The 25972-nt window shown below is 45.5% G+C and carries 19 protein-coding genes and 1 pseudogene; 11 read left to right on the plus strand and 9 right to left on the minus strand.

Annotated features, from left to right (window positions below; genetic code table 11):
• Window positions 1–15: 15 nt before the first annotated feature.
• The 3 genes from AC6RV6_RS10115 to moeB all read right to left on the minus strand — a co-directional run bounded on the left by AC6RV6_RS10115 (window position 16) and on the right by moeB (window position 4994).
• Window positions 16–2943, minus strand: coding sequence for an ATP-dependent Clp protease ATP-binding subunit (locus tag AC6RV6_RS10115; protein ID WP_500240722.1), 2928 nt, complete (start codon window positions 2941–2943; stop codon window positions 16–18).
• A gap of 121 nt (window positions 2944–3064) precedes the next feature.
• Window positions 3065–3805, minus strand: coding sequence for a hypothetical protein (locus tag AC6RV6_RS10120; RefSeq protein ID WP_500240723.1), 741 nt, complete (start codon window positions 3803–3805; stop codon window positions 3065–3067).
• A gap of 16 nt (window positions 3806–3821) precedes the next feature.
• A complete protein-coding gene (gene moeB / locus AC6RV6_RS10125) occupies window positions 3822–4994 on the minus strand; it encodes a molybdopterin-synthase adenylyltransferase MoeB (RefSeq protein WP_500240724.1) in 1173 nt (390 codons plus the stop codon).
• A 560-nt stretch (window positions 4995–5554) separates the two neighbouring features.
• On the opposite strand from moeB, the gene AC6RV6_RS10130 reads away from it, so the two are divergent.
• Window positions 5555–6283 (plus strand): hypothetical protein, encoded by a 729-nt coding sequence (locus AC6RV6_RS10130; protein WP_500240725.1) that lies wholly within the window; start codon window positions 5555–5557, stop codon window positions 6281–6283.
• Window positions 6284–6285: 2 nt separating this feature from the next.
• Here the strand turns inward: AC6RV6_RS10130 and aptA are convergent, their stop codons facing one another.
• Both aptA and AC6RV6_RS10140 read right to left on the minus strand, forming a co-directional pair.
• Window positions 6286–7599 (minus strand): omega-aminotransferase AptA, encoded by a 1314-nt coding sequence (gene aptA / locus AC6RV6_RS10135; RefSeq protein WP_500240726.1) that lies wholly within the window; start codon window positions 7597–7599, stop codon window positions 6286–6288.
• 93 nt (window positions 7600–7692) lie between these two features.
• Window positions 7693–7947 (minus strand): hypothetical protein, encoded by a 255-nt coding sequence (locus AC6RV6_RS10140; protein WP_500240727.1) that lies wholly within the window; start codon window positions 7945–7947, stop codon window positions 7693–7695.
• A gap of 287 nt (window positions 7948–8234) precedes the next feature.
• Between AC6RV6_RS10140 and AC6RV6_RS10145 the strand changes: the two are divergent.
• Together AC6RV6_RS10145 and AC6RV6_RS10150 are read left to right on the plus strand one after the other, a co-directional pair.
• A pseudogene (locus AC6RV6_RS10145) lies at window positions 8235–8378 on the plus strand (element excision factor XisI family protein); the annotation flags it as partial.
• A 142-nt stretch (window positions 8379–8520) separates the two neighbouring features.
• Window positions 8521–9114 (plus strand): Uma2 family endonuclease, encoded by a 594-nt coding sequence (locus AC6RV6_RS10150; protein ID WP_500240728.1) that lies wholly within the window; start codon window positions 8521–8523, stop codon window positions 9112–9114.
• Between the two features lie 6 nt (window positions 9115–9120).
• Here AC6RV6_RS10150 and AC6RV6_RS10155 read toward each other — a convergent pair whose 3' ends face one another.
• Window positions 9121–9198 (minus strand): calcium-binding protein, encoded by a 78-nt coding sequence (locus tag AC6RV6_RS10155; protein ID WP_500240803.1) that lies wholly within the window; start codon window positions 9196–9198, stop codon window positions 9121–9123.
• Between the two features lie 270 nt (window positions 9199–9468).
• The gene (locus AC6RV6_RS10160) at window positions 9469–10743 is read right to left on the minus strand and encodes an aspartate aminotransferase family protein (protein ID WP_500240729.1); all 1275 of its coding nucleotides are present in this window, start codon (window positions 10741–10743) and stop codon (window positions 9469–9471) included.
• A 346-nt stretch (window positions 10744–11089) separates the two neighbouring features.
• Between AC6RV6_RS10160 and AC6RV6_RS10165 the strand changes: the two genes are divergently transcribed.
• The 5 genes from AC6RV6_RS10165 to AC6RV6_RS10185 all read left to right on the plus strand — a co-directional run bounded on the left by AC6RV6_RS10165 (window position 11090) and on the right by AC6RV6_RS10185 (window position 16815).
• Complete coding sequence (locus AC6RV6_RS10165) at window positions 11090–12292, plus strand: argininosuccinate synthase (protein ID WP_500240804.1); 1203 nt, start codon at window positions 11090–11092, stop codon at window positions 12290–12292.
• Window positions 12293–12642: 350 nt separating this feature from the next.
• Window positions 12643–14700, plus strand: coding sequence for an S-layer homology domain-containing protein (locus AC6RV6_RS10170; protein WP_500240730.1), 2058 nt, complete (start codon window positions 12643–12645; stop codon window positions 14698–14700).
• Window positions 14701–15058: 358 nt separating this feature from the next.
• Window positions 15059–15526, plus strand: a complete 468-nt coding sequence (locus tag AC6RV6_RS10175; protein ID WP_500240731.1) for a cyclic nucleotide-binding domain-containing protein — start codon at window positions 15059–15061, stop codon at window positions 15524–15526.
• Window positions 15527–15626: 100 nt separating this feature from the next.
• On the plus strand, window positions 15627–16496 hold the full coding sequence (gene rsmH, locus AC6RV6_RS10180; protein WP_500240732.1) for a 16S rRNA (cytosine(1402)-N(4))-methyltransferase RsmH: 870 nt from the start codon (window positions 15627–15629) through the stop codon (window positions 16494–16496).
• A 124-nt stretch (window positions 16497–16620) separates the two neighbouring features.
• Complete coding sequence (locus AC6RV6_RS10185) at window positions 16621–16815, plus strand: ATP-binding protein (RefSeq protein ID WP_500240805.1); 195 nt, start codon at window positions 16621–16623, stop codon at window positions 16813–16815.
• On the opposite strand, the gene AC6RV6_RS10190 is transcribed toward AC6RV6_RS10185, so the two are convergent.
• Window positions 16778–16960, minus strand: coding sequence for a hypothetical protein (locus tag AC6RV6_RS10190; RefSeq protein WP_500240733.1), 183 nt, complete (start codon window positions 16958–16960; stop codon window positions 16778–16780). The genes AC6RV6_RS10185 and AC6RV6_RS10190 overlap by 38 nt on opposite strands.
• 74 nt (window positions 16961–17034) lie before the next feature.
• On the opposite strand from AC6RV6_RS10190, the gene AC6RV6_RS10195 reads away from it, so the two are divergent.
• On the plus strand, window positions 17035–18447 hold the full coding sequence (locus AC6RV6_RS10195; RefSeq protein ID WP_500240734.1) for a hypothetical protein: 1413 nt from the start codon (window positions 17035–17037) through the stop codon (window positions 18445–18447).
• On the plus strand, window positions 18431–21676 hold the full coding sequence (locus AC6RV6_RS10200) for a tetratricopeptide repeat protein (RefSeq protein WP_500240735.1): 3246 nt from the start codon (window positions 18431–18433) through the stop codon (window positions 21674–21676). The genes AC6RV6_RS10195 and AC6RV6_RS10200 overlap by 17 nt, the downstream gene beginning before the upstream one ends.
• 276 nt (window positions 21677–21952) lie before the next feature.
• Here AC6RV6_RS10200 and AC6RV6_RS10205 read toward each other — a convergent pair whose 3' ends face one another.
• Window positions 21953–25123, minus strand: coding sequence for an SBBP repeat-containing protein (locus AC6RV6_RS10205; protein ID WP_500240736.1), 3171 nt, complete (start codon window positions 25121–25123; stop codon window positions 21953–21955).
• A gap of 176 nt (window positions 25124–25299) precedes the next feature.
• On the opposite strand from AC6RV6_RS10205, the gene AC6RV6_RS10210 reads away from it, so the two are divergent.
• On the plus strand, window positions 25300–25914 hold the full coding sequence (locus AC6RV6_RS10210; RefSeq protein ID WP_500240737.1) for a hypothetical protein: 615 nt from the start codon (window positions 25300–25302) through the stop codon (window positions 25912–25914).
• Window positions 25915–25972 lie beyond the last annotated feature (58 nt).

Here is a 25972-nt window from a genome sequence, read left to right on the forward strand (position 1 = left end):
TCTATGTTGAAACATTTACTCGCGATCGAAGCTCAAAACCCCATTTTTGCAATCTACGATCGCAGTATCTCCTTCCCCAAACGCATTTTCTAAAATCTTCGTCGCCATTGGGTTTTCTAACTCTCGTTGAATGGCACGTTTTAACGGTCTCGCCCCATAGATCGGATCGTAACCGACTTCTACCAAATAATCCCGCGCTGCATCGGTTAATTCTAAAGTAATCTCTTGTTCTGCCATTAATTTTTGCAAGCGTTGCAATTGAATATCGACAATTTGCCGCAATTCTGCCCGTTTTAGCGGTGTAAAAACAATCCTTTCATCGACGCGGTTGAGAAACTCTGGGCGAAAATGATTGCTTAATGCTTCCAAAACTAACGTTTTTGTCGAAATCATTTCTTGCGGTTCTTGCATTCCAGCCAAAGCTTCGCGAATGCCGGCGGAAATTGCCGCTTTCACATCTTTTTCGGAAGATTCCTCAACGTTTTCCGCCCGAGAAACCGCCTGTTTTAACCAATCAATTTCCGTTTCTTGGAACGTTTCCCGAATCAAGACCCGAAAATCCGACAGGGACAAATCTGGCGATCGCTCCTGAATAAAGTTATGCCATAACTCCTCAATCCAATCGGTTTGCTGTTCGGGTAATGCGATCGCCAATCTGTCACGAATATTTTGTTGTAAACGTTCCTCAATGCTTTGCGTTTTCTGGTTTTTTCCCTTTCCTTTCAACTCTTCGAGCAAGTAATGGCTGCCGATATTACTCGTCATCACGATAATAGTATTGCGAAAGTCCACCAAACGCCCTTGAGAGTCCGTCACGCGCCCATCATCCAAGACTTGCAGCAAAATATTAAAAATATCCCGATGCGCCTTTTCCACCTCATCCAATAAGACCACAGAATAGGGACGGCGGCGCACGGCTTCCGTTAGCTGTCCTCCTTCCTCATAGCCGATATACCCCGGAGGTGCCCCCACCAAGCGAGAAACGGCATGTTTCTCCATATATTCCGACATATCGAGGCGAACCATCGCCTCTTCGCTATCAAAGAGGAATTGTGCTAATGCCCGCGCCAGTTCCGTTTTCCCGACCCCTGTCGGACCGAGGAACATAAATGAGCCAATGGGACGATGTGGATCTTTCAACCCCGCCCGAGCGCGGCGAATGGAAGCAGAAACCACGGCGACGGCTTCATCCTGACCGATTACTCGCTCGTGTAAATGGGCTTCCAATTGCAGTAATTTCTGTCGTTCTGATGCCAAAAGGCGATTGACAGGAATCCCCGTCCATTGCGCCACGACTTCCGCGATATCTCCTTCTGTGACTTCCTCTCGCAAAAGTGATGTTCCTTCAGACTGTCGAGCAAGGAATCCTGCCTCTTTTTCCTCGCGATCGCTTTGCAACTGCTGACGTTCGTATTGCAACTCAGAAACTTGTTGTTGCTCTTCATCTCGCTTCGCGCGATTGATTTGGAGCTTTAACTTCTCTTCTCGCTCTTTGAGGGTGTTAATTTCCTCTAAGATTTGCTTTTCCTCTTGCCATTGGGAATCGAGTTTCTCTTTTTTCTCGGCTAGTTCGGCAATTTCTTGTAAGATGCGCTCGAGGGGAGCAGAGACAAAATTCTCACTTTCTGCTTTTTTTTCTCCTTCAAGGGAGAGTTTTTCGGTTTGCAATTGCAGCAAGCGCCGCTCGATCGCTTCTAATTCAAGCGGTTTGGAGGTAATTTCCATCTTTAAACGCGCCGCCGCTTCATCCATGAGATCGATCGCCTTATCGGGCAGAAAGCGATCGCTAATGTAGCGATCGGACAATTTCGCCGCCGCAATTAGAGCAGAATCAGTAATTTTAACCCCGTGGTGGACTTCGTAGCGTTCTTTTAAACCTCGCAAAATTGAAATCGTCTCCTCTATCCCGGGTTGACCCACGTATACTTGTTGAAAGCGCCGCTCGAGGGCAGGGTCTTTTTCGATATGGTTGCGATACTCGTCAAGAGAAGTTGCTCCAATGCAGCGAAGTTCTCCCCGCGCTAACATGGGCTTGAGTAAGTTGCCCGCATCCATCGTACCGCGCTGGGAACTCGCCCCCACCACCGTATGCAACTCATCGATAAAGAGAATCGTTTGTCCGTCAGAGTCAGTGATTTTGTCGAGAATCGATCGCAGTCGCTTCTCAAATTCCCCTCGATATTTGGTTCCGGCAATTAAACTGCCCATATCGAGAGAAAAAAGCTGACGATTTTGTAAAGATTCTGGGACATCTCCACTGACGATGCGCTGGGCGAGTCCTTCTGCGATCGCGGTTTTCCCTACCCCCGGTTCCCCAATTAAGACGGGATTATTTTTAGAACGACGGGAGAGAATCTGAATCAAGCTGCGAATCTCTTCATCTCGTCCGATAACTGGGTCTAATTTTCCCCCTCGTGCATATTCTGTGAGATCGATGCCATACTGACTTAAAGATTCCTCCTCTTCTTCCTCTTCTGAGTCCGGTTTTTCCACTTTTTGCGATTTTCGTAGCGCTTTAATGGTCACTTCGATATCTTGGGGATCGAGATTAAAACTGCGGAATAACTTGCGTCCGATGCGGACATCTTCCGCAAATCCGAGGAGAATATGTTCGACAGATATATGCTTATCGTTCCAACTGCTGCGAATAATTTCAGCGCGATCGAGCATCACGTCCAAAGTTTGGCCGAGATAGAGTTGTGTCGTGTAGGGATATCGTTTCTGACGTTTGGTAAAAGTTTCTAGTTGTTGGCGAAATCTGGGAATTTCGATCGCTGCTTTGTCGAGAATGCTTTGCGCCAACCCTTCCTCGCGATCGAGCAAAGCCAGAATAACGTGTTCGACTTCCAATTGTTGATTGCCATAACGACGGGCAACATCTTGGGATTTTACGATCGCATCCCATGCTTGTTCGGTGAATTTATCTGGGTCGGTTGGCTGCATTTGCTCCTCGATATATCAACGCTCGGTGATTCACTATCCATTATTAACGATCGATTCTCAATACCTCTTTCCCAGAAATTGGGAAAGAGGTAAAAGTCATTAAAAGTTTTGGGGAAAAATTTTATTCAAAAGGCTTTAAAGGGGTAAAGTTAAAATTTTCTTCTGAATTCTCCTCCGGTACAAATTCCGGTTCTAAGGTTGCATTCGTTGACGGGACGTACAATTCCCTCGGAAAATCCTCGGCTTCAATACAAGTATTTAAGGCACGAGCAGGAGTGAGGGCAATTTCCCGACTCAACCCGACCACGCAAGCGGATAAGCGCTTGGGGAGTAAACTGCGGCGGCAATGGTCTAAGGTTGAGAGGGCGAGGGGTTCGAGGTCTGTGGCGGCAATGGTAATATTTCCGGCTAATTCCGCCCGGGTTTCCAGAACGTTATCGTGAATGGTCACCACGCATTCTGCCAGTTCGAGGGGTCGTCTGACGCGAAAACAGGCAAAGAGGGCATAAAGCTCATTGATCGCTGTTTCTGTGTCGATACTGCTGACGCATTCCGAGAGATGGGTGGGTTCGAGAGCTTCCGAACAGGCGATCGCGGTTTGATCTTCTCTGACTCCGACCGCTAATAATTCTGTCGCGCATTCTTCAAATTCTTCTGTAAATTGACCGTGACGGTAGCGGCGACTGAAAATATCAAAGGCTTCGCTAGGAGTTGCGATCGCTAGAGTGCTAAGAGGTAAGAGAGTGCTTAGACCGAGAGCAATGGCACGATACGAGAACTTTTTCATGGGGAAATCGAAAATAGGGAACACTTCGGCTTCGCTCAGTGTAAAGCGAGGAATGGGGAATGAGCAATTCCCCATTCCCTCTTGGCAATTTTTAGTATTCTGGGACAGAAGGATCGATTTCTTGACTCCAAGCACGAATTCCGCCCTTAACATTCGTTCCCTCAATTCCAGAGTCTTTGAGGATGTTTAAGGCTTTCGCCGATCGCCCTCCCATCTTGCAATGAGCAATGAGACGATGGCCGTTCAGTTTCTCTTTCACTTGTTCGATCCCCGGACCTTGTTCGATCTCGGGCAAGGGAATCAAAACCGCCCCCGGAATTTTCGCGATCTCGTATTCATTGGGGTTGCGAACGTCAATTAAAAGAAAATCATCGGCATCGCTATCGAGCAGTTGTTTTAACTCTCGTACATTCATTTCTGACATGGCTTGCCGTTCTTGTTCTTCTGCTGCCTTCGCTTGAGGAATACCACAGAATTGTTCGTAGTCGATGAGTTTTTCGATAACCGGACGCACGGGGTTGGGACGTAATTTCAATTCTCGGAACTTCATTTCGAGGGCATTAAACAAGAGTAAACGCCCGCTTAAGGTCGTATTTTCTCCCAAAATGATTTTAATCGTCTCCGTGGCTTGAATCGTCCCGACAATGCCGGGTAAAACCCCGAGTACGCCGCCTTCTGCACAAGAAGGAACCATCCCGGGGGGTGGGGGTTCGGGGTAGAGGTCGCGGTAGTTGGGGCCGCCTTCGTAGTTAAAGACCGTTGCTTGCCCTTCAAAGCGGAAAATCGAGCCGTAAACGTTGGGCTTGTCGAGAAGAACGCAAGCATCGTTCGTCAGGTAACGCGTGGGGAAATTATCCGTTCCGTCCACGACAATATCATAAGGCTTGATAATATCAAGGGCATTTTCCGCACTCAAGCGAGTTTCATACAAGTCCACCTGACAATCCGGATTGATTTCATGGATGCGGTTTTTTGCCGATGCAATTTTCGGTTTGCCAACCCATGAGATACCGTGAATGATTTGGCGTTGTAAGTTAGAACTATCGACGATATCAAAATCAACAATACCGATGCGCCCGATCCCCGCCGCCGCGAGATAGAGCAACAGAGGCGAACCGAGGCCGCCGGTGCCGATACAAAGAACGCTAGCGGATTTAAGGCGTTTTTGTCCATCCAGCCCGACTTCCGGCAAAATAATATGGCGCGAATAACGCTCGTATTCTTCTTTCGTCAGTTGGATTTCATCCAAGTTGGGATTTAACATTGACTGTCGAGTTTTAAGGTTCGTGTATGGGCGATCGCTGGCTGTTGGGGTAGGGGGGGTGCAGCGATCGCAATTTTTGGCTGGGGTAAGACCATCTATTCTATCTTTATTGAAGAAGATTTATTCGACTTCCTAATTTTCTGTAATGTTTTTTTTGGGTTGTCCAGAAAAGAAGGAGGAGAGAAAGGCGAGACTCTGTTATAGAGACATTCCGATGCGATCGCACTGGAAAGCGACCCGATCCAAATGAGCGTGATAGATTAGAGATAGTTCATGTTTCTCACGAGAACAAGATACAAATATTATTAATATAGGCAATATCTACTCTACTGAATCCAAAGATTTAGTAAGTATTTTTATTGGTATGTTAAGCAAGGGCGCAATTGCGATATACTAATTGCGAATTCAGAAATATTATTCGCTTGCCGAGATTGCTATATCTGGCGAGCCAGCTTAAGGGGTAAGGGGTGAGAGCATTCAATGCAGATCTTGAGGCTAGTGAGAAAATAACAACCACCAATCTAGATTGCTAGGTTGATTTTGTAATCTAAAATTCAGTGATGACCATTGTTAAATCGAATAAGGTGTGTGCTAGCTTTGCGACCAAAATCAAAAAATGGCTGAATGCCATCAAGCAACTTCGCAATAGCGATGGAGTTTTGGCGTTACCCATTACTCGCTTGACTAGTGTTAAGAGCCTTTGTCAAGATCGAAACGCCGCTCGAGCTTTTGCGCTGCATATTTCTCAGCGCATGCTACAACAAATGCAAGATTCCAACGTGCCGGAAAACTCCGCATTGGAGGAATGGCAAGAACATCAAGCCTTTTCAATTGAGATCGTGGGGGCGATCGCAAACGAAGAGCCTTGGGAAGTTTTGCAACAATACTTAGCCAAAATCGCTGAGTATCGAAAATTAGATCGGCGTAAAACTCACTGGACGACGATACATTTCGTCCAAAGTGGATATTTAATGAAACTCGAATATGCTTTACGCTGTTGTACGGAAAGCGATCGCGAGATCTGGGGATATAAGTTGGCACGAGAATATGTCGAGCGCTATTCTCCTGCTTGCGGGACGGGATTAATTTCCGATTCGATTCCTTTTCTCTTAGATATTGCTGAGTTTTGGTGTCGGTATTACTTCGATTTGTCCTTGCATGAAAAATTCTCTAAAGTGATGGCACAAATCGAAGGTATTCCTTTGCATGAATACCTTACCAGTCACCAGTCACCAGTCACCAGTCACCAGTTACCAGTTACCAGTCACCAGTTATTGTTTACCCGTTAGGGTTACGGTAATTCTGAGATTGTTTCGGCAAAAATGGTGAAGAGGCGATCGATCTGGTCTTTGCTAATGATTAAGGGCGGCGAGAGGGCAATAATGTCCCCTGTCGCCCGGATCATTAAGCCTTTTTCAAAACAGCGTTGCAGACAGAAAGTACCCCGATCGCCGACGCGATCGGGAATAGAGGCAAACTCTATGGCAGCAACTAAACCAATATTGCGAATATCGATAATGTGAGGCAATCCTTTTAACTGGTGAGCGCATTCTTGCCAATAGAGGGCAAGGTCTCGGGCGCGATCGAAAAGTCCTTCTTCTTGGTAAATATCCAAGGTCGCTAAGGCAGCGGCACAAGCGAGGGGATGTCCGGAATAAGTATACCCGTGAGGCAGTTCGATTCCTCGCTCCGGTGCGGCGGTGCTGAAGGCATCATAAATACCTTTGCGAGTTAAAACTGCCCCCATGGGTACCGTGGCATTTGTAATCCCTTTGGCCACGGTAATCAGATCGGGAACAACATTAAAATACTCCGTCGCGCAAGTCGCTCCCAAGCGTCCAAAGGCGGTAATCACTTCGTCAAAAATGAGAAGGATGCCGTATTTCGTGCAGATTTCTCGCAAACGTTCTAAATAGCCAATGGGAGGCACGAGAACACCAGTAGAGCCAGCAACGGGTTCGACGATAACGGCAGCGATGGTGGAAGGATCGTGGAGTTTGACCAAGCGTTCCAATTCGTCGGCTAAATGCGCCCCCCATTGGGGTTGTCCTTGGCTAAAGGCGTTTTTTTCGAGGTTGTGGGTGTGGGAGAGGTGATCTGTACCGGGAAGAAGGCTGCCGAAAAATTTGCGATTGTTGGCCATTCCACCGACGGAAATGCCACCGAAACCAACGCCATGATAGCCTCGTTCTCGACCGATCAAGCGAGTTCTGGAGGCTTCTCCCCGCACGCGATGATAAGCGATCGCAATTTTCAAGGCTGATTCTACGGCTTCAGAGCCGGAGTTCCCAAAAAAGACGCGATCGAATCCTTCTGGAAACAAGGAAATTAACCGTTCTGCCAGTGCAAAGGCTTGGGGATGTCCCATACGAAAAGGCGGTGCATAGTCCAATTCTGCAACCTGTTTTTGTACTGCTTCTACAATTTTTGGTCGACAATGTCCCGCGTTAACGCACCAGAGTCCGGCGGTCCCGTCGAGGATTTGGCGACCGTCGGCACTGGTATAGTACATATCTTTGGCCGAAACAAGGATGCGAGGATTGGCTTTAAAGGCGCGATTGTTGGTGAAGGGCATCCAAAAGGCTTCGAGTTGTTGGGGTTGCACCGCTTTTTCTCCTAACGTTTGACCGTTCTTTATTGTGGCGCGTTTTTGCGATCGCAGATTGCGATCGTTTATATTTTGTTATCGAAAAGCTATCTATCCGAATACAGACATAAGCGCCGAATAGGTAACGAAACCCGTTAATCCTCCGGGGATTAACCAGCATAATAATTTCAGTTCTGCCCAGGCATCTTCGCCATATTGTCCGCGAAATAGAGAAATAATATTCGGGGTGAAAAAAAACCGCACGCAACGCCAAAACTCGTCGCGATCGCCAAAAATGGGTTGAAAGAGGAATTTCATAACGACGACACCCGCAACGATGGCGAGAAAAATAGCGATCGCGTTCATATTTTTTGCTGAAATTGGGGAGGATGATTCTTTTTTATCACACGACGAATTTTCGCAACATGGCGATCGCAAAAAAAAGCCAGAAAACAGATAATCTCTGCTCTCAGGCTTTAGCTCCCAAACTTTAAAATTCTGTGCCAAGCAGTTTGTTTGCTGGCTTATCTCTAGAATGCTGCAAATTGCCCAAAAGGGAAATATAGAAAAGTTGATAAAATCTGATAAAAATTGACAAGTTTGCGATCGCGCTTCACCAACAAGAGCTATAAGCACCAAAATCATTCAATATCGATGAGAAAATTTGGATTCAACACGATGGAACGAATATTTCTATTGCTGAGGAGTTAGTGGAATTAGGCATTCCTCCAGAGGATATTATTCTGGGCTTTCATCCTCCCAATGTTCGTCAATATACTGATTTTGGTGTTGTGTAGTCGTGTCACAGGAGAGGCGATCGCTTTATTACTTTAAGTGCAAATTTTATCGGAAAAGCGATCGCGCTTTGAGGGGAGATTGCGATCGCAAATTGCTTTCTTTATCATTGGAGTAGAATCTCTTGATGTTTGCTGAATGAAGATGGCGGCTTTACTTGACTTCTCCTCTGGCATTGAAGAACAACGATGTGTTTTGCCTAACATAAACTGGCAACAATATGAGAGCTTTTTGGCGACACTAGGCGACTATCAAGGCTTGCGACTCATTTATTTGGCAGGAACTTTAGAGCTTTTTATGCCTTCTCCAGAACATGAATTGCTTAAAAAGGCGATCGCGAGACTTTTGGAACGGTATGCGGAGGAGGTTGGAATTCTTTTGCATGGGTACGGATCGACGACGTTTCGACGGGAGGCTCTCGGACGAGGATTAGAGCCGGATGAGTGTTATTGTATCGGTGAGTTTAAAGAATTTCCCGATTTTGCCCTCGAGATTAATTTAACGAGTGGAGGGGTTGATAAATTGGTGATTTACAAGGGATTGGGAATTCCAGAGGTTTTAATTTGGCAAAGCGATCGCTTGACACTCTACGATCTGCGAGGAGAGGTTTATCGAGAAAGCCTCACCAGTCAGTTTTTCCCGGATTTGAATTGGCAGTTGTTCGCCCAATACATTCGCCCTCAAGGGCAACCTCAAGCGATTCAGGAGTTTTTGCAAGTCGTGCGATCGAGTCCATGAGAAGTCTCACTCGCGTTCCAACCAATAGTGCCAATCTTCAACAGCTTGTTTTGTTTGTTCGTCAACTTCATCAAGGGCTTGAATATTTTAACACAATCGTCATATAATTCTTCGTCTTCGGGTGCGTAACTGTTCAAAAAAGCATTAAGGAATTATTACTGGATTGCCCACCGCCGCCAAATTAGCCGAAACTTGTGAGAAAATCATCCCCGCAATTTCTACAATTTTTGGTCTTTAAAATAAAGCAGGGCGCAATCTTGCGCCCTTACGGTGGTTATTATTGTAATAGGCGGAAAACAGGCAAGATGCCTGTTCCACAAATTACCGAGATATGCCTCGATATTCTCTGAATGCTTAACCCAAAAGAGAAGCGATCGCGCTTTCTAATTTCTCCATCGCCTCATTCACTTCTGCTTCCGAGACAATCAAAGGTGGCACAAAACGCAAAACTTTCGGACCCGCAGGCACCAAAAGCAAGCCTTTCTCCGTGGTAACTTTGATGATATCAATGGAAGTAATATCGCGATCGCCGGCAATTTCCAGTCCGTTAATTAACCCCCAACCTCGCACCTCAGTGAAAGTATCGGGATATTTTATAACAATCGCATTTAATTTCTCTCGCAATTGCTCCCCGCGCACTCGGGCATTTTGCAAAAGATCTTCATCCAGTAACGTTTTCCCCACAGCCAACCCCGCCGCACAAGCAAAAGGATTGCCGCCAAAGGTACTCGCGTGATTCCCCGGCTCAAAGACATCGCAGGACTTCTTACACATCATTGCACCGATGGGAATGCCCCCCGCCAAACCCTTCGCACTGGTGAAAATATCTGGTTCGATGCCCAGATTTTCATAGCCCCAGAGTTTCCCCGTGCGACCCATCCCCACCTGAACTTCATCAAGGATCAAAAGCAAGCCGTTTTCATCGCAGACGCGGCGTACTTCTTGGAAATACTGGGCATCTCCCGGACGTACTCCCCCTTCTCCTTGCAGAGATTCCAGTAAAATCGCGCCGACGCGACGATTCCCCTCATCAATATCCCCGATCGCATCTTCCAAGGCGATCGCATCGTTAAACGGCACGTAGGCAAACCCATCCACTAAAGGTTCAAACCCTTTCTGGTATTTCGCTTGACCCGTTGCCGAAATAGTCGCGAGGGTGCGCCCGTGAAAGCTGGCTTTAGCAGTTAAAATCACGGGATACTGAATTTCTTGGACTTTGTGAGCGTACTTGCGGGCGAGTTTAATGGCTGCTTCATTCGCCTCTGCCCCAGAATTGCAAAAGAACACGCGATCGGCACAAGAGCGATCGACGATCCATTCTGCTAATTGTCCCTGTTCCGGGATGTAGTATAAGTTAGAAACGTGATGTAACTTTTGGATTTGTTGCGTCACCGCCTCCACAAGAACGGGGTGGGCATGACCGAGGGTACAAGTCGCAATTCCCGCCACAAAATCGAGATATTCTTTCCCATCGGTATCCCAAACGCGACAACCCTTACCTCGCTCTAGGGCAATGGGAAAGCGCCCGTAGGTTGTCATGACACTTGCATTGAAGCGGTCTGCATCAAACGTCATTTCCGGGGGTTGCGGGGTTGCGGTAGGCTCTTGAACGAGGGTGTTTAGACTCACTGGCTAACTCCTAATCGAGACTGAGCGGGTTTTTGCGATCGCGATCGCTTTGTTTTCCTTTTCAGGATATCCCCTACGTTAACGCAGACACATCGAGGTGAACTCTTTGTTTTATCGTCCGAGGGGGCGATCGCCTCGTCCGCAGTAGAATACCCTAAACTTTTCTATTTAACATCAATTCTTGCGTTTGTGCCGCATTGAAAGCAACGCAAACGAAAAAAAGTGCGATCGGGTGGAGTGAATGTCCCGACCGCAAAAATTCCTTTTGCAAACGGTGACAAAAGGATCGAAGGAAAGCAAAGCAATAGGCTACAATACCCCCTTAGTCGTTTTTGGGAAAACAATCATGGGTCGTGCCAATAAAGTCGTTCTCGCCTATTCTGGCGGAGTCGATACCTCTGTGTGTATCCCCTATCTCAAGGAAGAGTGGGGTGTAAAGGAAGTGATTACCCTTGCTGCGGACTTGGGACAGGGAGAAGAACTTGCCCCCATTAAGCAAAAAGCTCTCGACTCGGGAGCCTCTATCTCTCTGGTAGAAAACGGACAAGAAAGTTTTGTCAAAGATTACGCTTTCCCTGCCATTCAAGCGAATACTCTCTACGAAAATCGCTATCCCCTCTCCACTGCTCTCGCTCGTCCCCTCATTGCTAAAATGCTCGTAGAAGCAGCAGAGAAACACGGTGCTGATGCGGTCGCTCACGGTTGTACGGGAAAAGGCAACGATCAGGTACGCTTCGATGTTTCGATCATGGCACTCAATCCCTCAATTAAAGTTCTTGCCCCGGCTCGGGAATGGGGCATGAGTCGAGAAGAAACCATCGCTTATGGGGAAGGTTTCGGCATTCCTTCCCCGGTGAAAAAATCTTCTCCCTACAGTATCGATCGCAATCTTCTCGGTCGTAGTATCGAAGCGGGACCCCTCGAAGATCCCATGATGGAACCCCCAGAAGAAGTTTTTGCGATGACTCGTGCGATCGCAAATACCCCGGACGAGCCAGAATACGTAGAGATCGAGTTTACCCGAGGCATTCCCAGTAGCGTCAACGGCACCCCCTACGCCCCCGTAGAACTCATTACGCAACTGAATGCGATCGCTGGGAAACACGGGGTCGGACGCATCGATATGATTGAAAATCGCGTCGTGGGCATTAAGTCCCGAGAAATTTACGAAGCTCCGGCGTTATTATTGCTCATTCAGGCCCATCGAGATCTCGAAAGTCTCACTCTCACTGCCGACGTAACTCACTACAAGCGGAATGTTGAAGATACTTACGCCAACTTAATCTATCGAGGACTATGGTTCTCGCCTTTAAAAGAATCTCTCGATGCTTTCATTCAAAAAACCCAAGAACGCGTTACGGGAACCGTGCGGATTAAATTATTTAAAGGCAATGCCAGAATTGTCGGTCGTCGTTCCGAATATTCCATTTATTCTCCCGATTTGGCAACGTATACCTCAGATGACCAATTCGATCACAAAGCTGCCGAAGGATTCATCTATATTTGGGGTTTGCCGACGCGAGTTTGGTCGGAACAAGTTCGCAAATAATCCCTTGATGCCTCTAATTCATCTGGGGCTAGAATTTAGAGAATTGGGATAAGAGCAGAGCGATCGCATTTTTTTCATCCGCGATCGCTACTCAACAGTGATTGATGCCGAAATATTAGAAAAATCGACAAAATTAATTATTCCGGGGGTTCCAGCCGATCCTGTCATTGCGGTTTCGTAGAGACGAGAGATCGTCCGTTCTCGGAAGCGAGAGAAGGTAAGATTATTCCCAGAAAATGCCAAATTCGAGAGAACCGTGCCGCATTTGGATTAATAAGGAATTATCAATGAGGAAAGCACCGCGAAGCCAATCGGGGTAAAATTAAGCGGGAATCATCTCAAAAACAAGTATGACAACTTTTTATGTTAATCCAGTAACGGGAAGCGATCGCAGTAACGGCAGTCGCAACGCGCCGTTTAAAACCCTCACCCGCGCCCTCGCTCGCGCTTCCTCCAAAACTACGATTTATCTCTCCCCCGGCACTTACAGCACCACCACGGGGGAAAAATTTCCTTTGACTATCTCTGAGGAAGTGACGGTAATCGGACAAGAAGCCGATAAAGGAGAAAATATTATTTTGTTAGGCGGAGGAGAATATAATAGTCGCACCTTTCGGCGGCAAAATATTGCGGTTTTATTAGAAGAACGATCGCAGTTACGAGGAGTCACCGTCAGCAATTCCGGCACGAAAGGGATCGGGGTCTGGATCGAATCTACGTCTCCTCTCCTTGCTAGCAGCACCCTCACCAATTGCGCTCTTGCAGGGGTGGTGGTGACGGGGAATGGTAAACCCATCCTGCAAGATAATCGGGTGATTCGCAATACTTCTACCGGAATTTTCCTGCGTCGCAATGCCAAGGGAGAAGTCCGGCGCAATGAATGCGATCGCACGGGGTATGGTATTACCATCAGCGATGATAGCGCTCCTTTATTATCCGACAATCGTTTGAGTAACAATCGGGCTGGGGCTTACTTATCTCACAATGCCAAGCCCGTTTTGCGCCGTAATGCCATTGAAAAAAATACGATCGCGGGCATTGTCGTCAAAGATGAATCGCAACCGGACTTGGGAAGCGCTCAAGATCCGGCATTAAATCGCATTCGCAATAATGCCCGGGTGGATCTGCAAAATGAGAGTAAATATGAATTAATTTCGGCAGGAAATGAACTCAATGCGCGGCGAGTTTTGGGAAAAGTCGTGTTTGCAGAATTGGAAGTAGATACTAGAACCCCCGGTCCGACTCAGTTTCGCGATGTGGAAGGCCATTGGGCGACGGATTTTATCAATGGGTTAGTACAACGGGATATTTTACGAGGATTTCCCGATGGCAGCTTTCAACCCGAAGGGAAACTCTCTCGCGTCGCCTATGCCGCCGCGATCGCTAATGCTTTCAACCTACCCCGACAGTTGGGAACCCGGCGCAGTTTTCGCGATATTCCCGGTAATTACTGGGGAGCGGCGGCCATTCGCAAGGCGACGGAAATGGGCTTTATCTCTGGGTTTAGTGATGGTACTTTTCGCCCAAACTCAAACTTGACGCGGGTGCAAGCATTGGTATCTTTAGTGAGTGGATTGGGACTGACGGGGGGAAATTTAGATGTGTTGAGACTGTATCGCGATCGCGCTCAAATTCCCAGTTATGCCCTCATGTCTGTTGCGATCGCCACGGAAAAACGCTTGGTGAGTAATTTTCCCAATCTGGATCGCTTGAACCCTTTGCGGGCAATCTCCCGTGGAGAGTTGGCAGCATTTCTCTATCAAGCCTTAGTGACAACGGGACGTGCCACCCCGGTCACGTCCCCTTATATTGTGAATCCAGATCCCTATTTGCCCTCTTTTAGCGATACTCGCGATCATTGGGCGCAAGATTTTATCCGTCGTCTTGCCAGTGCCGAGTTAATCAGTGGTTTTGGGGATGGCAGTTTTAAGCCGGATACTCCTATCAATCGCGCCCAATACGCCGCCCTGTTGGTGAAATCCCTTAATCCTCCTGCCATTCGTCCGGCGGGGCTGTTTCTCGATGTGGGGGAAAATTTTTGGGGGTTGGATGCTATTAATCGCGCTTATCAAGCAGGATTTATCTCCGGTTTTCCCGATCGCACTTTTCACCCCAACCAGCAATTACAGCGCCTGCACTTATGGGTGTCTTTGGCAGGTGGCTTGAATTTACCGGGAGGGGATGAGAGCATCTTAAATCGTTATAGCGATCGCGCCGATATTCCAGCTTATGCCCGCAGTGCGATCGCCGCAGCCACGCGATCGCGCTTAATTATTAACTATCCCACTCGCGATCGCCTCCTCCCCAAACAAAATGCAACCCGTGCAGAAGCCGCAGCCGCAATTCATCAGGTATTGGTTCATCAAGAAAAAATGAGCGCCATTTCTTCCCCTTATATCGTCGGGTAAATCGAGCGATTGCAATTCTTTTACTCATCAGTTCTGCGATCGCGCAATGCTTGGGTAAATTCTCTCACTGCATCATATTAATCACATTAAGTGATGTCTTTTTGAGCAATTCGAGAGCGGGATTCGGTAACAATTCACCTTATCGAATACTTTCATATTTTCACTTAAAGCAATATTCTCACTTTAGAACTGCGGCCAGCCAATTTCATAGAAGGTCAGACAGCGATCGCCTTGAAATAATTGACGCAACAGGGAAACCTTGGGATTTCCCAACCTCTGCTAACATGAGAATTATTCTATCTCGTCTAAAATTTGTCTCGATTTCCCCTTACCGATTCTCCATTCTCTCACTGGGTAAATGTTAAGTAGCTTTGAACGCTTGTTGTTTATTCGGCGCGTCTCGATCTTTCAGGAATTGCGAGATGAATTTTTGGTGAAACTAGCTTCAGCGATGGATGAACTCTCTTTTCCTTCGGATCATACGATTTTTGAGCAAGGAGAAGAAGGGCGATCGCTTTATATTGTCGTTTCGGGACGAGTGCGAGTGCATTTAGGCGATCGCGACTTGGTTAAATTAGAACAAGGTACTTTTTTTGGCGAAATGTCTCTCTTTGATGCGGAACCGCGATCGGCTTCTGTGACCACCATCGAAACTTGCGATTGTTTAACCCTCAATCAATTGCAACTGATCGACGCAATTGAAGAAACCCCAGAAATTGCCGTTAATATTACCCGTTCCCTCTCGCGACGCATTCGGGAACTGAATGGCAAAATCAACACCTATGAAAAGCAATTAAAAGAATTAAAAGCCCCATCTCTCGCCTAATAGTTTGTCTTTAAACAGAAGATTCCCAACACTTTTGTTGCAACCAGAGGATCGATGAGATAATTTTTTGTAATACTTTTTGCTCGAATTTCTTAAAACAATGCCAAGCCATTCCTTTTCCCATATCCCTGTTTTACAGCAAGAATTAATCGCAGGTCTAAATATTCAAAGTAGAGGGCATTATTTAGATGCGACAGTGGGAGGAGGAGGACACAGTAATCTGATTTTGCAAGCTGCACCGGATGTCCAACTGACTGCGATCGATCGCGACGAAATTGCGATCGCAGCAGCCCGAGAAAAATTACCCGAAACCGTACAATTTTGGCAGGGAAATTTTGCTGATTATTATCCGCTCAATCTTAAATTTGACGGGATTATTGCTGACTTGGGCGTAAGTTCTCCTCAATTCGACGATGGCGATCGGGGTTTTAGCTTCCAACAAGATGCAGTCTTAGATATGCGAATGGATCGCCGTCAAACCCTAACAGCCGCAGAAATTATCAATCGGCGATCGGAAAAAGAACTGGCAGATATTATTTATCAATATGGAGAAGAAAGACTATCTCGACGTATTGCCAGACGCATTATTGAAAAACGACCTTTACAAACAACTAAAGAATTAGCAGAACTCATTTATTACGCAGTTCCCTCTAAATATCGCCACGCAAAAATTCATCCTGCAACGCGAACTTTTCAAGCCCTAAGAATTGTCGTCAATACCGAACTAAAATCCTTAGAAAAGTTTATCCAAATTGCTCCCGAATGGTTGAAAATCGGTGGACACATCGGAATTATCAGTTTTCATAGTTTAGAAGATCGTATCGTTAAACATGGTTTTCGCAATTCAACATCGCTCAAAATTATTACCAAAAAACCAATTACTGCCCAATCTGAAGAAATTCAAAAGAATCCCCGTTCTCGTTCTGCTAAACTCCGCTTTGCCGAACGAGTAGAGAACTTTGTAAAATAAAGGTACTATCATCCGTAGCCCAGCAATATTACAGAAATAACACGGAAATGATAGCGATACGCGATACAATGGCGATTGCGTAACGATCGCGATCGCCGACAACAGTGCCGGGATTCTCGAAACTATTCGCAATCAAATTTTTAACCCTTTCTTCACCACTCAACCCACTGGAAAAAGAACGGGTTTGGGACTGTCGATCGCCTACGAAATTGTTAGCGATCTTCACCAAGGACGATTAGAATGTTCGTCTTGGGTCGATCGCGGGACAGAATTTCGCATTTTCATTCCGGTTGCTCTGGAGAGGAATGCGATCGCTTAAGTTGGGAATGCGATCGCCAGACAGAAACAAAAACGCTTTCTAAAACGAGGAATTTTTGCGTTCCTGTTAGTTTGCGATCGCTAAATATCATGTCCTGACTGAGTTCAGGGATTTTACTTTGATTTTGCTTTTCCCAGAGTGACAAAACAGGGATAGCTCAACTTACCGAGTCTGCGGTATAGTATTTGTGCGTTTTAGAATCTTCCGAGAATATCCCGTATGCAAACGACCCGTGCCAATTCTCTAGAGGACATTTATCTCAGGCTCAAGCCCGATCCCTTAACAACGCAGAAAGAGCTTGATGCGTTTTATAGAAAAGAGTTAAATGAAGTGCGAGGAGGAGATAAAATTGGACGCTTAAAACTGGATTTAGAACGAGCTTGCCAAGAGTATCTTTTCTTTAAAGGTTGTTTGATGGGACATCCGGGGGTTGGTAAATCAACCGAACTCTCGCGATTAATTCAAAAAGTAGATAATAAATTTTCTGTCATTCGTTTTAGTGTTATTACCGATCTCAATCCCAGTGATTTTAATCCTTTAGATGTTCTATTGTTGATGATGATTGAAGTTACTGAAAAAACGGAAATGGCTATTGAAAAAGGCGGAGCAGGAAAGATGCCATCCCAAAAAATACTGCAAGAAATTTTGGATTGGTTTGCTACAGAAAAAACTATACGGATTTCATCAGGAGAAGCAGCGATCGCAGTGGAAGCAGGTATGGGAGCAAAAGAAGATTCTCTTTGGGGGAAAATTCTAGGATTATATGCCTCTCTTCGGGGGAATCTCAAGTATTCCCATACCCGAAAAAAAGAGATTATAGAATATCGTCTTACTAGAACTAACGATTTGATAGACATGGCAAATCGCTTGTTAGAGGAATGCAATCGCGCTTTGCAAGAAGCAAAGGGACGCGACTGGTTATTTATTGGTGAGGATTTCGATAAAGCAGGAATTACAGCGCGATCGCTAAAATCTTTGTTCCTTGAAAAAGCAAATATTTTTAGCGAACTCAAGACCCATTTAATTTTTAATTTGCCTATTAGCATCTACAGCGATCCTAATTCGGGACAATTGCCATTTTCCCATGAAAATAGGCTGATGATTCCCGATACGCCAGTTTTTCAGGAAAATCGAGAACCGAACGATAAAGCACAAGAGGCAATTCGAGAAGTTTTGACGGCTCGGGTCGATCCAAATTTGTTTGAACTGAAGACAATGGAGCGGTTGATCGTTGCTTCGGGAGGAAATTTGCGAGATTTATTTTCCATGACAAACTATGCAGCCGATACCGCAATTTTGAGGAAATCTGATAATGGCAAAATTAATAATGAAGATGTTACAATTGCGATCGATAATATGCGGACTGAATACGAACGTCGTCTCGGTGTCAATGCGTATGATGAAACGGAAATTCCCTATGCAAAAAAAGCCGAATTGATGCAGCGAATTTATAAGAGCGAGAAAGAGGCACAAATTCCAACTCAGATTCTCTATACCCTTTTAAATTGTCGTGCAGTCCAAGATTTTAACGGCTGGTTTGGCATTCATCCTCTGGTGGTAGATCTTCTCAAGGCTCAGAAGAGAATTCCCGATAATTCGCAGGGAGGAAGTTTAGATGCCACGTCGTCGTAGATTAATTGAGGGAAGTATTGAAAATACCGTTGCACGGCTGTCGTTGTGGTGTCGTCGCGAGACTCAAGGTTTGGCTCGAGTCAGTTTTTCCTCGGAGTTTGTTCGTCGTGAGGCGATCGAGCAACTTAAGCGATCACTTCGTGAGGAGAACATTCCTTTTCACGAAATACATTTGCCTCTATGGGAAAAGCCCTCGGTTGTTTTGAACTTTTTACTGGATCGCCTTGATGAGATTAAATCGGGTGCTGTTTCGGTGCATGGTTGGGCCACAGCTATGCCGAGAGAAATTATCTCGGAGGGATTGAGAGTTATCAATTTTAACCGCGAACGCTTGGTTCGTCCTGCTTTGCGTCAGATTTGGTGGATGCCGCGATCTTTTGCTGTTGAGGCAAGTCGTGTCATGCCGGATTTAAGTTCATGGTTTGTACTGCGTTTATATATGGATAAAGAGAACTACCTAGAGTCTCATTTAAACAGACAATTAACCAATTTAATCATTCCTTCACTCACTAACAAGGAAATTAGTGTTGATTCTAGTATCACTGAATCAATCTCAAAATCTCCCCAAAATTTGCCCCATAGTGACACTGTATTTGTTGGGAGAGACAAAGAGATAGCACAGTTGCACGAGCAGTTACAGCAAGAGGATAAACCCGCGATCGCGGCAATTGTCGGCATGGGAGGGGTGGGTAAATCTGCGTTGGCATTGCAATATGCCCTTCGCTATCGAGAGAGTTATTTGGGGGGAGTTTGTTGGCTGTATGCGGGCGATCGCGATCTTGGCATTCAGATTATCAGTTATTGCCGCACTCAATTGAGTTTATCCCCTCCAGAGAATTTGCCTTTATTAGAACAAGTTCGCTACTGTTGGACACATTGGCAGTTAAAAGGTGACGTGCTACTCGTCTTCGATGATGTCATCAACTATTCAGCTATTCGACCTTATTTACCACCAGAAGAGTCCCGCTTTAAAGTGTTACTAACGACTCGCTTGCGCCTTGTAGCAGGTGCGATCGGAAGTTTTTCAATTGATGTTCTGGATGAATCTGCTGCTCTGGAATTGCTGAAATCGTTGCTTGGTTCATCTCGTCTTGAATCCGAAATAGAAGAAGCAAAGAGTTTGTGTGTGTGGTTGGGATATTTGCCTTTAGGTTTGGAGTTAGTAGGGCATTATTTGTCAGAAAGATCCGATTTATCTTTTGCCAATCTCCGACAGCGTTTAGAAAAACAAACATTAGCACACAAAGCTCTGCGAGATTTTTCTGAGTTGGGTATAGCAGCAGTTTTTGAACTGAGTTGGGTAGAGCTCAATTCTCAAAAGCAAGAATTGTTCTGTCTTTTGGGTTTATTTGCCCTTGCTCCGATTCCTTGGGCGATTGCTGCAAATTGCTTGTCTGAAATCGATTTAGAAGAGACACGCGATCGATTGATTAACTTCAGCTTGCTCGAGCGCATTGCGTCCGGTGTCGTTAAATTGCACCCATTAATTCGAGAGTTTGCTAAGGAAAAAATTGCAGCAAGCGCTCTCTCTGATGAGTTAAAACAGAAGTATTGTCAAGAAATGGTAAGGATTGCCCAACAAATTCCCGATATAACCACTCTAGAAGATATCGAGCAGCTTTCTCCTACTATTCCTCATCTTATAGAAACTGCAACAAATCTAATAGCTTGGGTGCGAAATGAAGATTTAACTTGGCCATTTGTTGGTTTGGGTCGCTATTACCAAGGTCAAGGGTTTTACACCCAAGCAGAACCTTGGTACGAGAAGTGTTTATCATTGGCGCGTGAACGTTTAGGAGAAGAGAATTCCAATGTCGCCACTTCTCTCAATAATTTGGCAGGACTCTACAGTTCTCAAGGAAGATATAAAGAAGCCGAACCTCTCTATTTACAAGCTCTAAAAGAGAGGAAACGACTCTTAGGAAAAAACCATCCTGATATTGCCACGTCCCTCAATAATTTGGCAGGACTCTACAGTTCTCAAGGAAGATATAAAGAAGCTGAACCTCTCTATTTACAAGCTCTAGAAATGTGGAAGCGACTTTTAGGAGAAGAGAATTCCAATATCGCCACTTCTCTCAATAATTTGGCGGCACTCTATGAAGCTCAAGGAAGATACGAAAAAGTTGAATTTCTCTATTTACAAGCTCTAGAACTGTGGAAGCGACTTTTAGGAGAAGAGAATTCCAATGTCGCCACTTCTCTCAATAATTTGGCGGGACTCTATGAAACTCAAGGAAAATACGAAGAAGCCGAACTTCTCTATTTACAAGCTCTAGAATTGAAGAAAAAACATCTAGGAGAAAAACATCCTGATATTGCCATTTCTCTCAATAATTTGGCGGCACTCTATGAAGCTCAAGGAAAATACGAAGAAGCCGAACCCCTCTATTTACAAGCTCTAGAACTGAGTAAACGAATCTTAGGAGAAAGCCATCCTGATATTGCCATTTCTCTTAATAATTTGGCGGCACTCTATGAAGCTCAAGGAAAATACGAAGAAGCCGAACCTCTCTATTTACAAGCTCTAGAACTGAGTAAACGAATCTTAGGAGAAAACCATCCTGATATTGCTATTTCTCTTAATAATTTGGCAGCACTCTATAAAGCTCAAGAAAAATACGAAAAAGTTGAATCTCTCTACTTACAATCTTTAGAACTTAGCAAACAACTCTTAGGAGAAGAACATCCCAATATCGCCACTTCTCTCAATAATTTGGCGGGACTCTACAGTTTTCAAGGAAAATATGAAGAAGCTGAACCTCTCTATTTACAAGCTCTAGAATTGTGGAAACAACTTTTAGGAGAAGAACATCCCAATGTCGCCACTTCTCTCAATAATTTGGCGGGACTCTACAGTTCTCAAGGAAAATACGAAGAAGCCGAACCTCTCTATTTACAAGCTCTAGAACTGAAGAAAAGACATCTAGGAGAAAACCATCCTGATATTGCCATTTCTCTCAATAATTTAGCCTTGCTTTACCAATCTCAAAAAAAATATAAAGAAGCAGAACTTTTGTTTTTAAGTGCTTTCAGGATCACATCCCAAAAACTAGGCAAAAATCATCCCAATACAAAGATATTTATCAACAATTTTGCCAGTTTTCTCCAGCAAGTAATTCGAGATAATAAGGAGTCAGAATTAAGCGAAAATTCTCTCACAAAAAACCTCTTACTGCAAATTAAAAATTCTGACTCTTCAATTAAAAAAACGATAACTAACAACTAAGAGCCGCGAATTAATTCTACTGCATCTCTTCCATATCTTGCCAATAAACTTTTACCTTATGAAACTCAAACAACGGTTACAAGAACAACGAGACGCGATCGCGGCAATTTCTGCCAAACACGGTGTATTTAACGTATCGAACATATTTTAGAGTGTATCGATCGCATCAAGGAAGATACGTGCAATGGCAAAAATAGTTTTATGAATATTAACAAGGAATGCGATCGAGACTAAAGTTATAAAAATATACTTGCTAATTCCTTAAAAACAAGAAAATCAAGCATATTTCACGATCCAAGAATTGTCGGGATCGACCCCGTTAAGCCCCGTTTGACCGACAAGATAGACATTGCGACCATCGAGAGCGATCGCTTCAACTCTTTCGGCATCGTCAGTTCCCCATTGTTCTTCCCAAGTTAAATTTCCCGTGGAGTCATACTTCATGACCCAAATATCAGACAGCCCCACATTAGTTCCGGCCAGAGAACCTTGAGTACCTCCTGTGAGGTAAATATTTCCCGCATCGTCAACGGTAATATCATCGGGATTGTCAAAAGCATTTGTACCAAACTGTTGAAGCCAATCGCGATCGCCATTGCTATCGTATTTCGCCAGCCATACGTCGCTTTGTCCCTGATTTGCCCCCACTAGAGAACTATAGGTATATCCCGTCAGATAAAGATTACCAAAGCGATCGGCGGCAACCCCAGCAGAACCCGAAGCCGTTGCGCCTAGGTCTCGCGTCCAGAGAAGATCGCCACTGCCATTATATTTGGTCAGCCAAGCATCTCCCCGCCAATTCCCTGAAATATAAAGGTTGCCGAGATTATCTACGGTCATCTCCGTGGGACTATTAGAACCCGATCGCCCCCATTGTTCCACCCACAACAGGCTGCCATCGCTATTATATTTGGCAACCCAAGAGTCCTTCGATCCCGCCTGCGTACCGCCTAAATTGCCCTCGGTATCGCCCATCATATAGAGATTGCCTATCTCGTCTACGACGACATCAACGGCGCGATCTTGGTCGGCAGTTCCCAATTGTTCAACCCAAATTCGATTGCCATCGCGATCGTATTTTGCCAACCAAGCATCTTTTCGTCCGGCATTCGTTCCGTTTAAAGCTCCCTCTGTCGATCCAGTGAGGTAAATATTCCCTGCATTATCAACGGTAATACCTTCTGCGCTATCGGTGCTAGCCGTTCCCCATTCTTCTTGCCAAAGTAAGTTGCCATTGCGGTCATATTTCGCCAGCCAAATATCATCTCCCGTAAAGGTGTTGGGGTCGTCGATAATCCAATTAAAAGCAGTTCCAGTCACATACAAATTGCCTTCATTATCGATCGCAATATCATTGCCTCGATTGGCAGTATCTTGCACCCATGCAAAGGCGGCGACAGTGGGTAAATTTAACTGGAATTTGCGTTCAAAACTGCTCCCTTGTCCTCCTGCTAAATCGTAAGCAGTTCCTCGTAAGGTATAGAGACCCATATCTAACCCCAATTGAGCTAAATTCACACTGTAGTCAAAGTTTGCCCATTGATGACTCCAAGAAGCCGGAATAAACTGGGTTGCATCCCCTAGATCGATCGCATTTCCTGCCCCATCAATCAGTTCAAAATCAATGGAAGCAATATCATTCCCCCCATCAACATCGTAAACCCAAGCATTTTTTAGGTTTAATGTTTCGTTGGCTTCATATTGGTTGTTATCCAAGCTAAATTGCAATCGTCCCGGTGCCGTATTGCTATAAATTAAGAATTGTCGCTCGAAGGTGGAACTCGCTGCCCCTGCGACATCGTAGGCGATCGCGCTTAAACGATAGGTTCCCTCAAAGAGATCGCTCAAATTCAGATTGTAGTTAAACGCCGTCCAGTTCGGACTCCAAGAAACTGAGGTAAAATTGGTAATACTTCCCACATCTCTTGCCATACCGCTTGACTCGATGAGTTGTAAGTCAATGCGGGCGATATCCCCTGCACCGTCGAGGTCTTGCACCCAGCCATTTTTCAGGTTGAGGGTATCTGTGACTTTGTATTGAATGCGATCGAGGGAAAAACGCAGAGATTCGGGAGCATGATTGGGATCCCCCGGGACTTGCAGATATTGTGCCAACCAAATATCCTCTCCTCCTGCACTGGCTTGACTTAACGCCCCTCGGGTGCTACCGGCGAGATAGACTTTTCCGGAAGCATCCACCGCGATCGCATAGGCGCGATCGCTTTCAGAAGTCCCAAATTCTTGCTCCCAAGCCAACGTTCCATTGTGATTATATTTTGCACTCCAAGCGTCATTACTTCCGTTCCAGCCGCTTAAATAAGCATTTCCTTGCCCGTCTGTGGTAATATCTGTTGCACTTCGGGCTGTGGTGAAATCTTGCAGCCAAAGCCGTTCGCCATTACTGTTATATTTCCCGATGCTGTTATTGTCTCCCAAATAGAAATTGCCGAAATCGTCGGCGGCAATGCGATCGCTAATCACTCCATTCCAATTGGTCGAAAAATCGAGATATTTCTGCCAGATTAAAGTGCCAAACGGATCGTATTTGGAAACCAGAGATCCTGTGCCATCTGACTCGATACCGGGATGCCAGACCTCATTCCAAACATCGCTGGAATCAAAATCAATGGGTTGACCGTACTGTTTCCATCCCCCTACTTGGATCGCCACGTAAGAGTTAAATGAAGCATCCACAGCAACCCCATTCGAAGTAATATCTTTAATGCGACCGAAGAAACCAATACTATATTGTTTGTGCCACATCAAATTACCACTACTGAGATATTGCGCTGCCCAAGAATCGTGACGAACTCCTAATGATTGGCCGCCAAAAGTTTGCCCGGTCAAGTACACCAAACCTCCCGCCGTGACTTCCAGATCGCTAACACTATCGAAACCATTAAAATCTCTTTGCTGAACCCAAAGGGATGTACCGTTACTGTCATATTTTGCCAGCCAAATATCGCTGAGAGACCCCGATGGTTCACCTTCCAAAAGACCATTGGTACTTCCGGCCACATAAACATTCCCGCTACCATCCAATGCAATTTGGCTGGCGCTATCGAAACTCGCTGTGCCGATTTGTCTGCCCCAAAGGAGTTCGCCATTACTGTTAAACTTGGCAAACCAAGCATCGCTCCCGCCGTGATTCTGTCCGAAGAGCGAACCTGTTGTCGAACCTGTAATATAGGAATTTCCGGCGCTATCGACCACAATATCCGCAGCCCCTTCATCACTGTCAGTTCCTAACTGTTGCAACCATTGGCGAGCGATGTGTTCGGGGGGTGGAGGAGAACTGCTACCGGGAGGAAGAGGAGAAGATTGCAGGGGATCGCTTAGTTCTGAAGTTAAAGATAAAGATTGCCTGTCAATATTGATATTTAGCCCCGGATCGACTCCATTTTTTGTGGTGGTTGGTGACATAGTAAACTCCAGGCGATCGCTCAATTTTACCTTACCTCTATGTTACGCTCTTAACCTTGAAGCGATCGCGCTGATTATTCTTTCACCCCGAAAAAATTTATAAAACTTATTGTTTTCTCTCTTGACATTATTGGAAACGCTGTAGGGAATAGTTGTATTAATGGAAAAATCGCGATCGCCCTAAATACGAGGAGAATCTCATGCAACTCAATCAATTTAGTGTCAGTATCAGCCCCGGCCAAGAAACCCTAGAAGGTTACGTCGAACTCGAACACAATACTCAATACAAACTTAATTTAGGTAACTCTCGCAGAACTCGTTGCGATGCGCGGGTGGAAATTGATGGTAAGCACGTCGGGACGTGGCGGATCGAACAATATCGAACCATTACTTTAGAACGTCCAGCACACGACATAGGTAAGTTTACTTTTTACGAAATTGATAGCCCAGAAGCAGGTAAAATTGGCTTGATTAAAGGAGATCCTAATTTGGGATTGATTAAAGTGACCTTTACTCCCGAAAAAGAACCCGATCCCGTGCCTCCTGCACCTCGTTCTGCTTTTTATCGCGAAGCAGAGATAGATTTTATGGAAGCTGAACCGTCTGCAAATCGGGTTCTCGGGGGTGGTAGTCCTCGTAAGAAAGCTGGAGGGACAGGATTATCGGGACAAAGCCAACAGCAATTTTCTACTGCGCGGACAATTGAGTACGATCTTGCTCAGCAAACCATTATTAACCTGCGCTTGGTAGCGATCGCACAAGACGAACCTCGCCCATTAACGCCCTATTCTAATCCCGTACCCCCTCCGGTTTAAAGCCAAATCTCCAATCGAAGATAGAGGAATTTTGGGGCAGTTTGCGGTTTACTGATAA

The organism is Spirulina sp. LEGE 11439 (assembly GCF_059821285.1).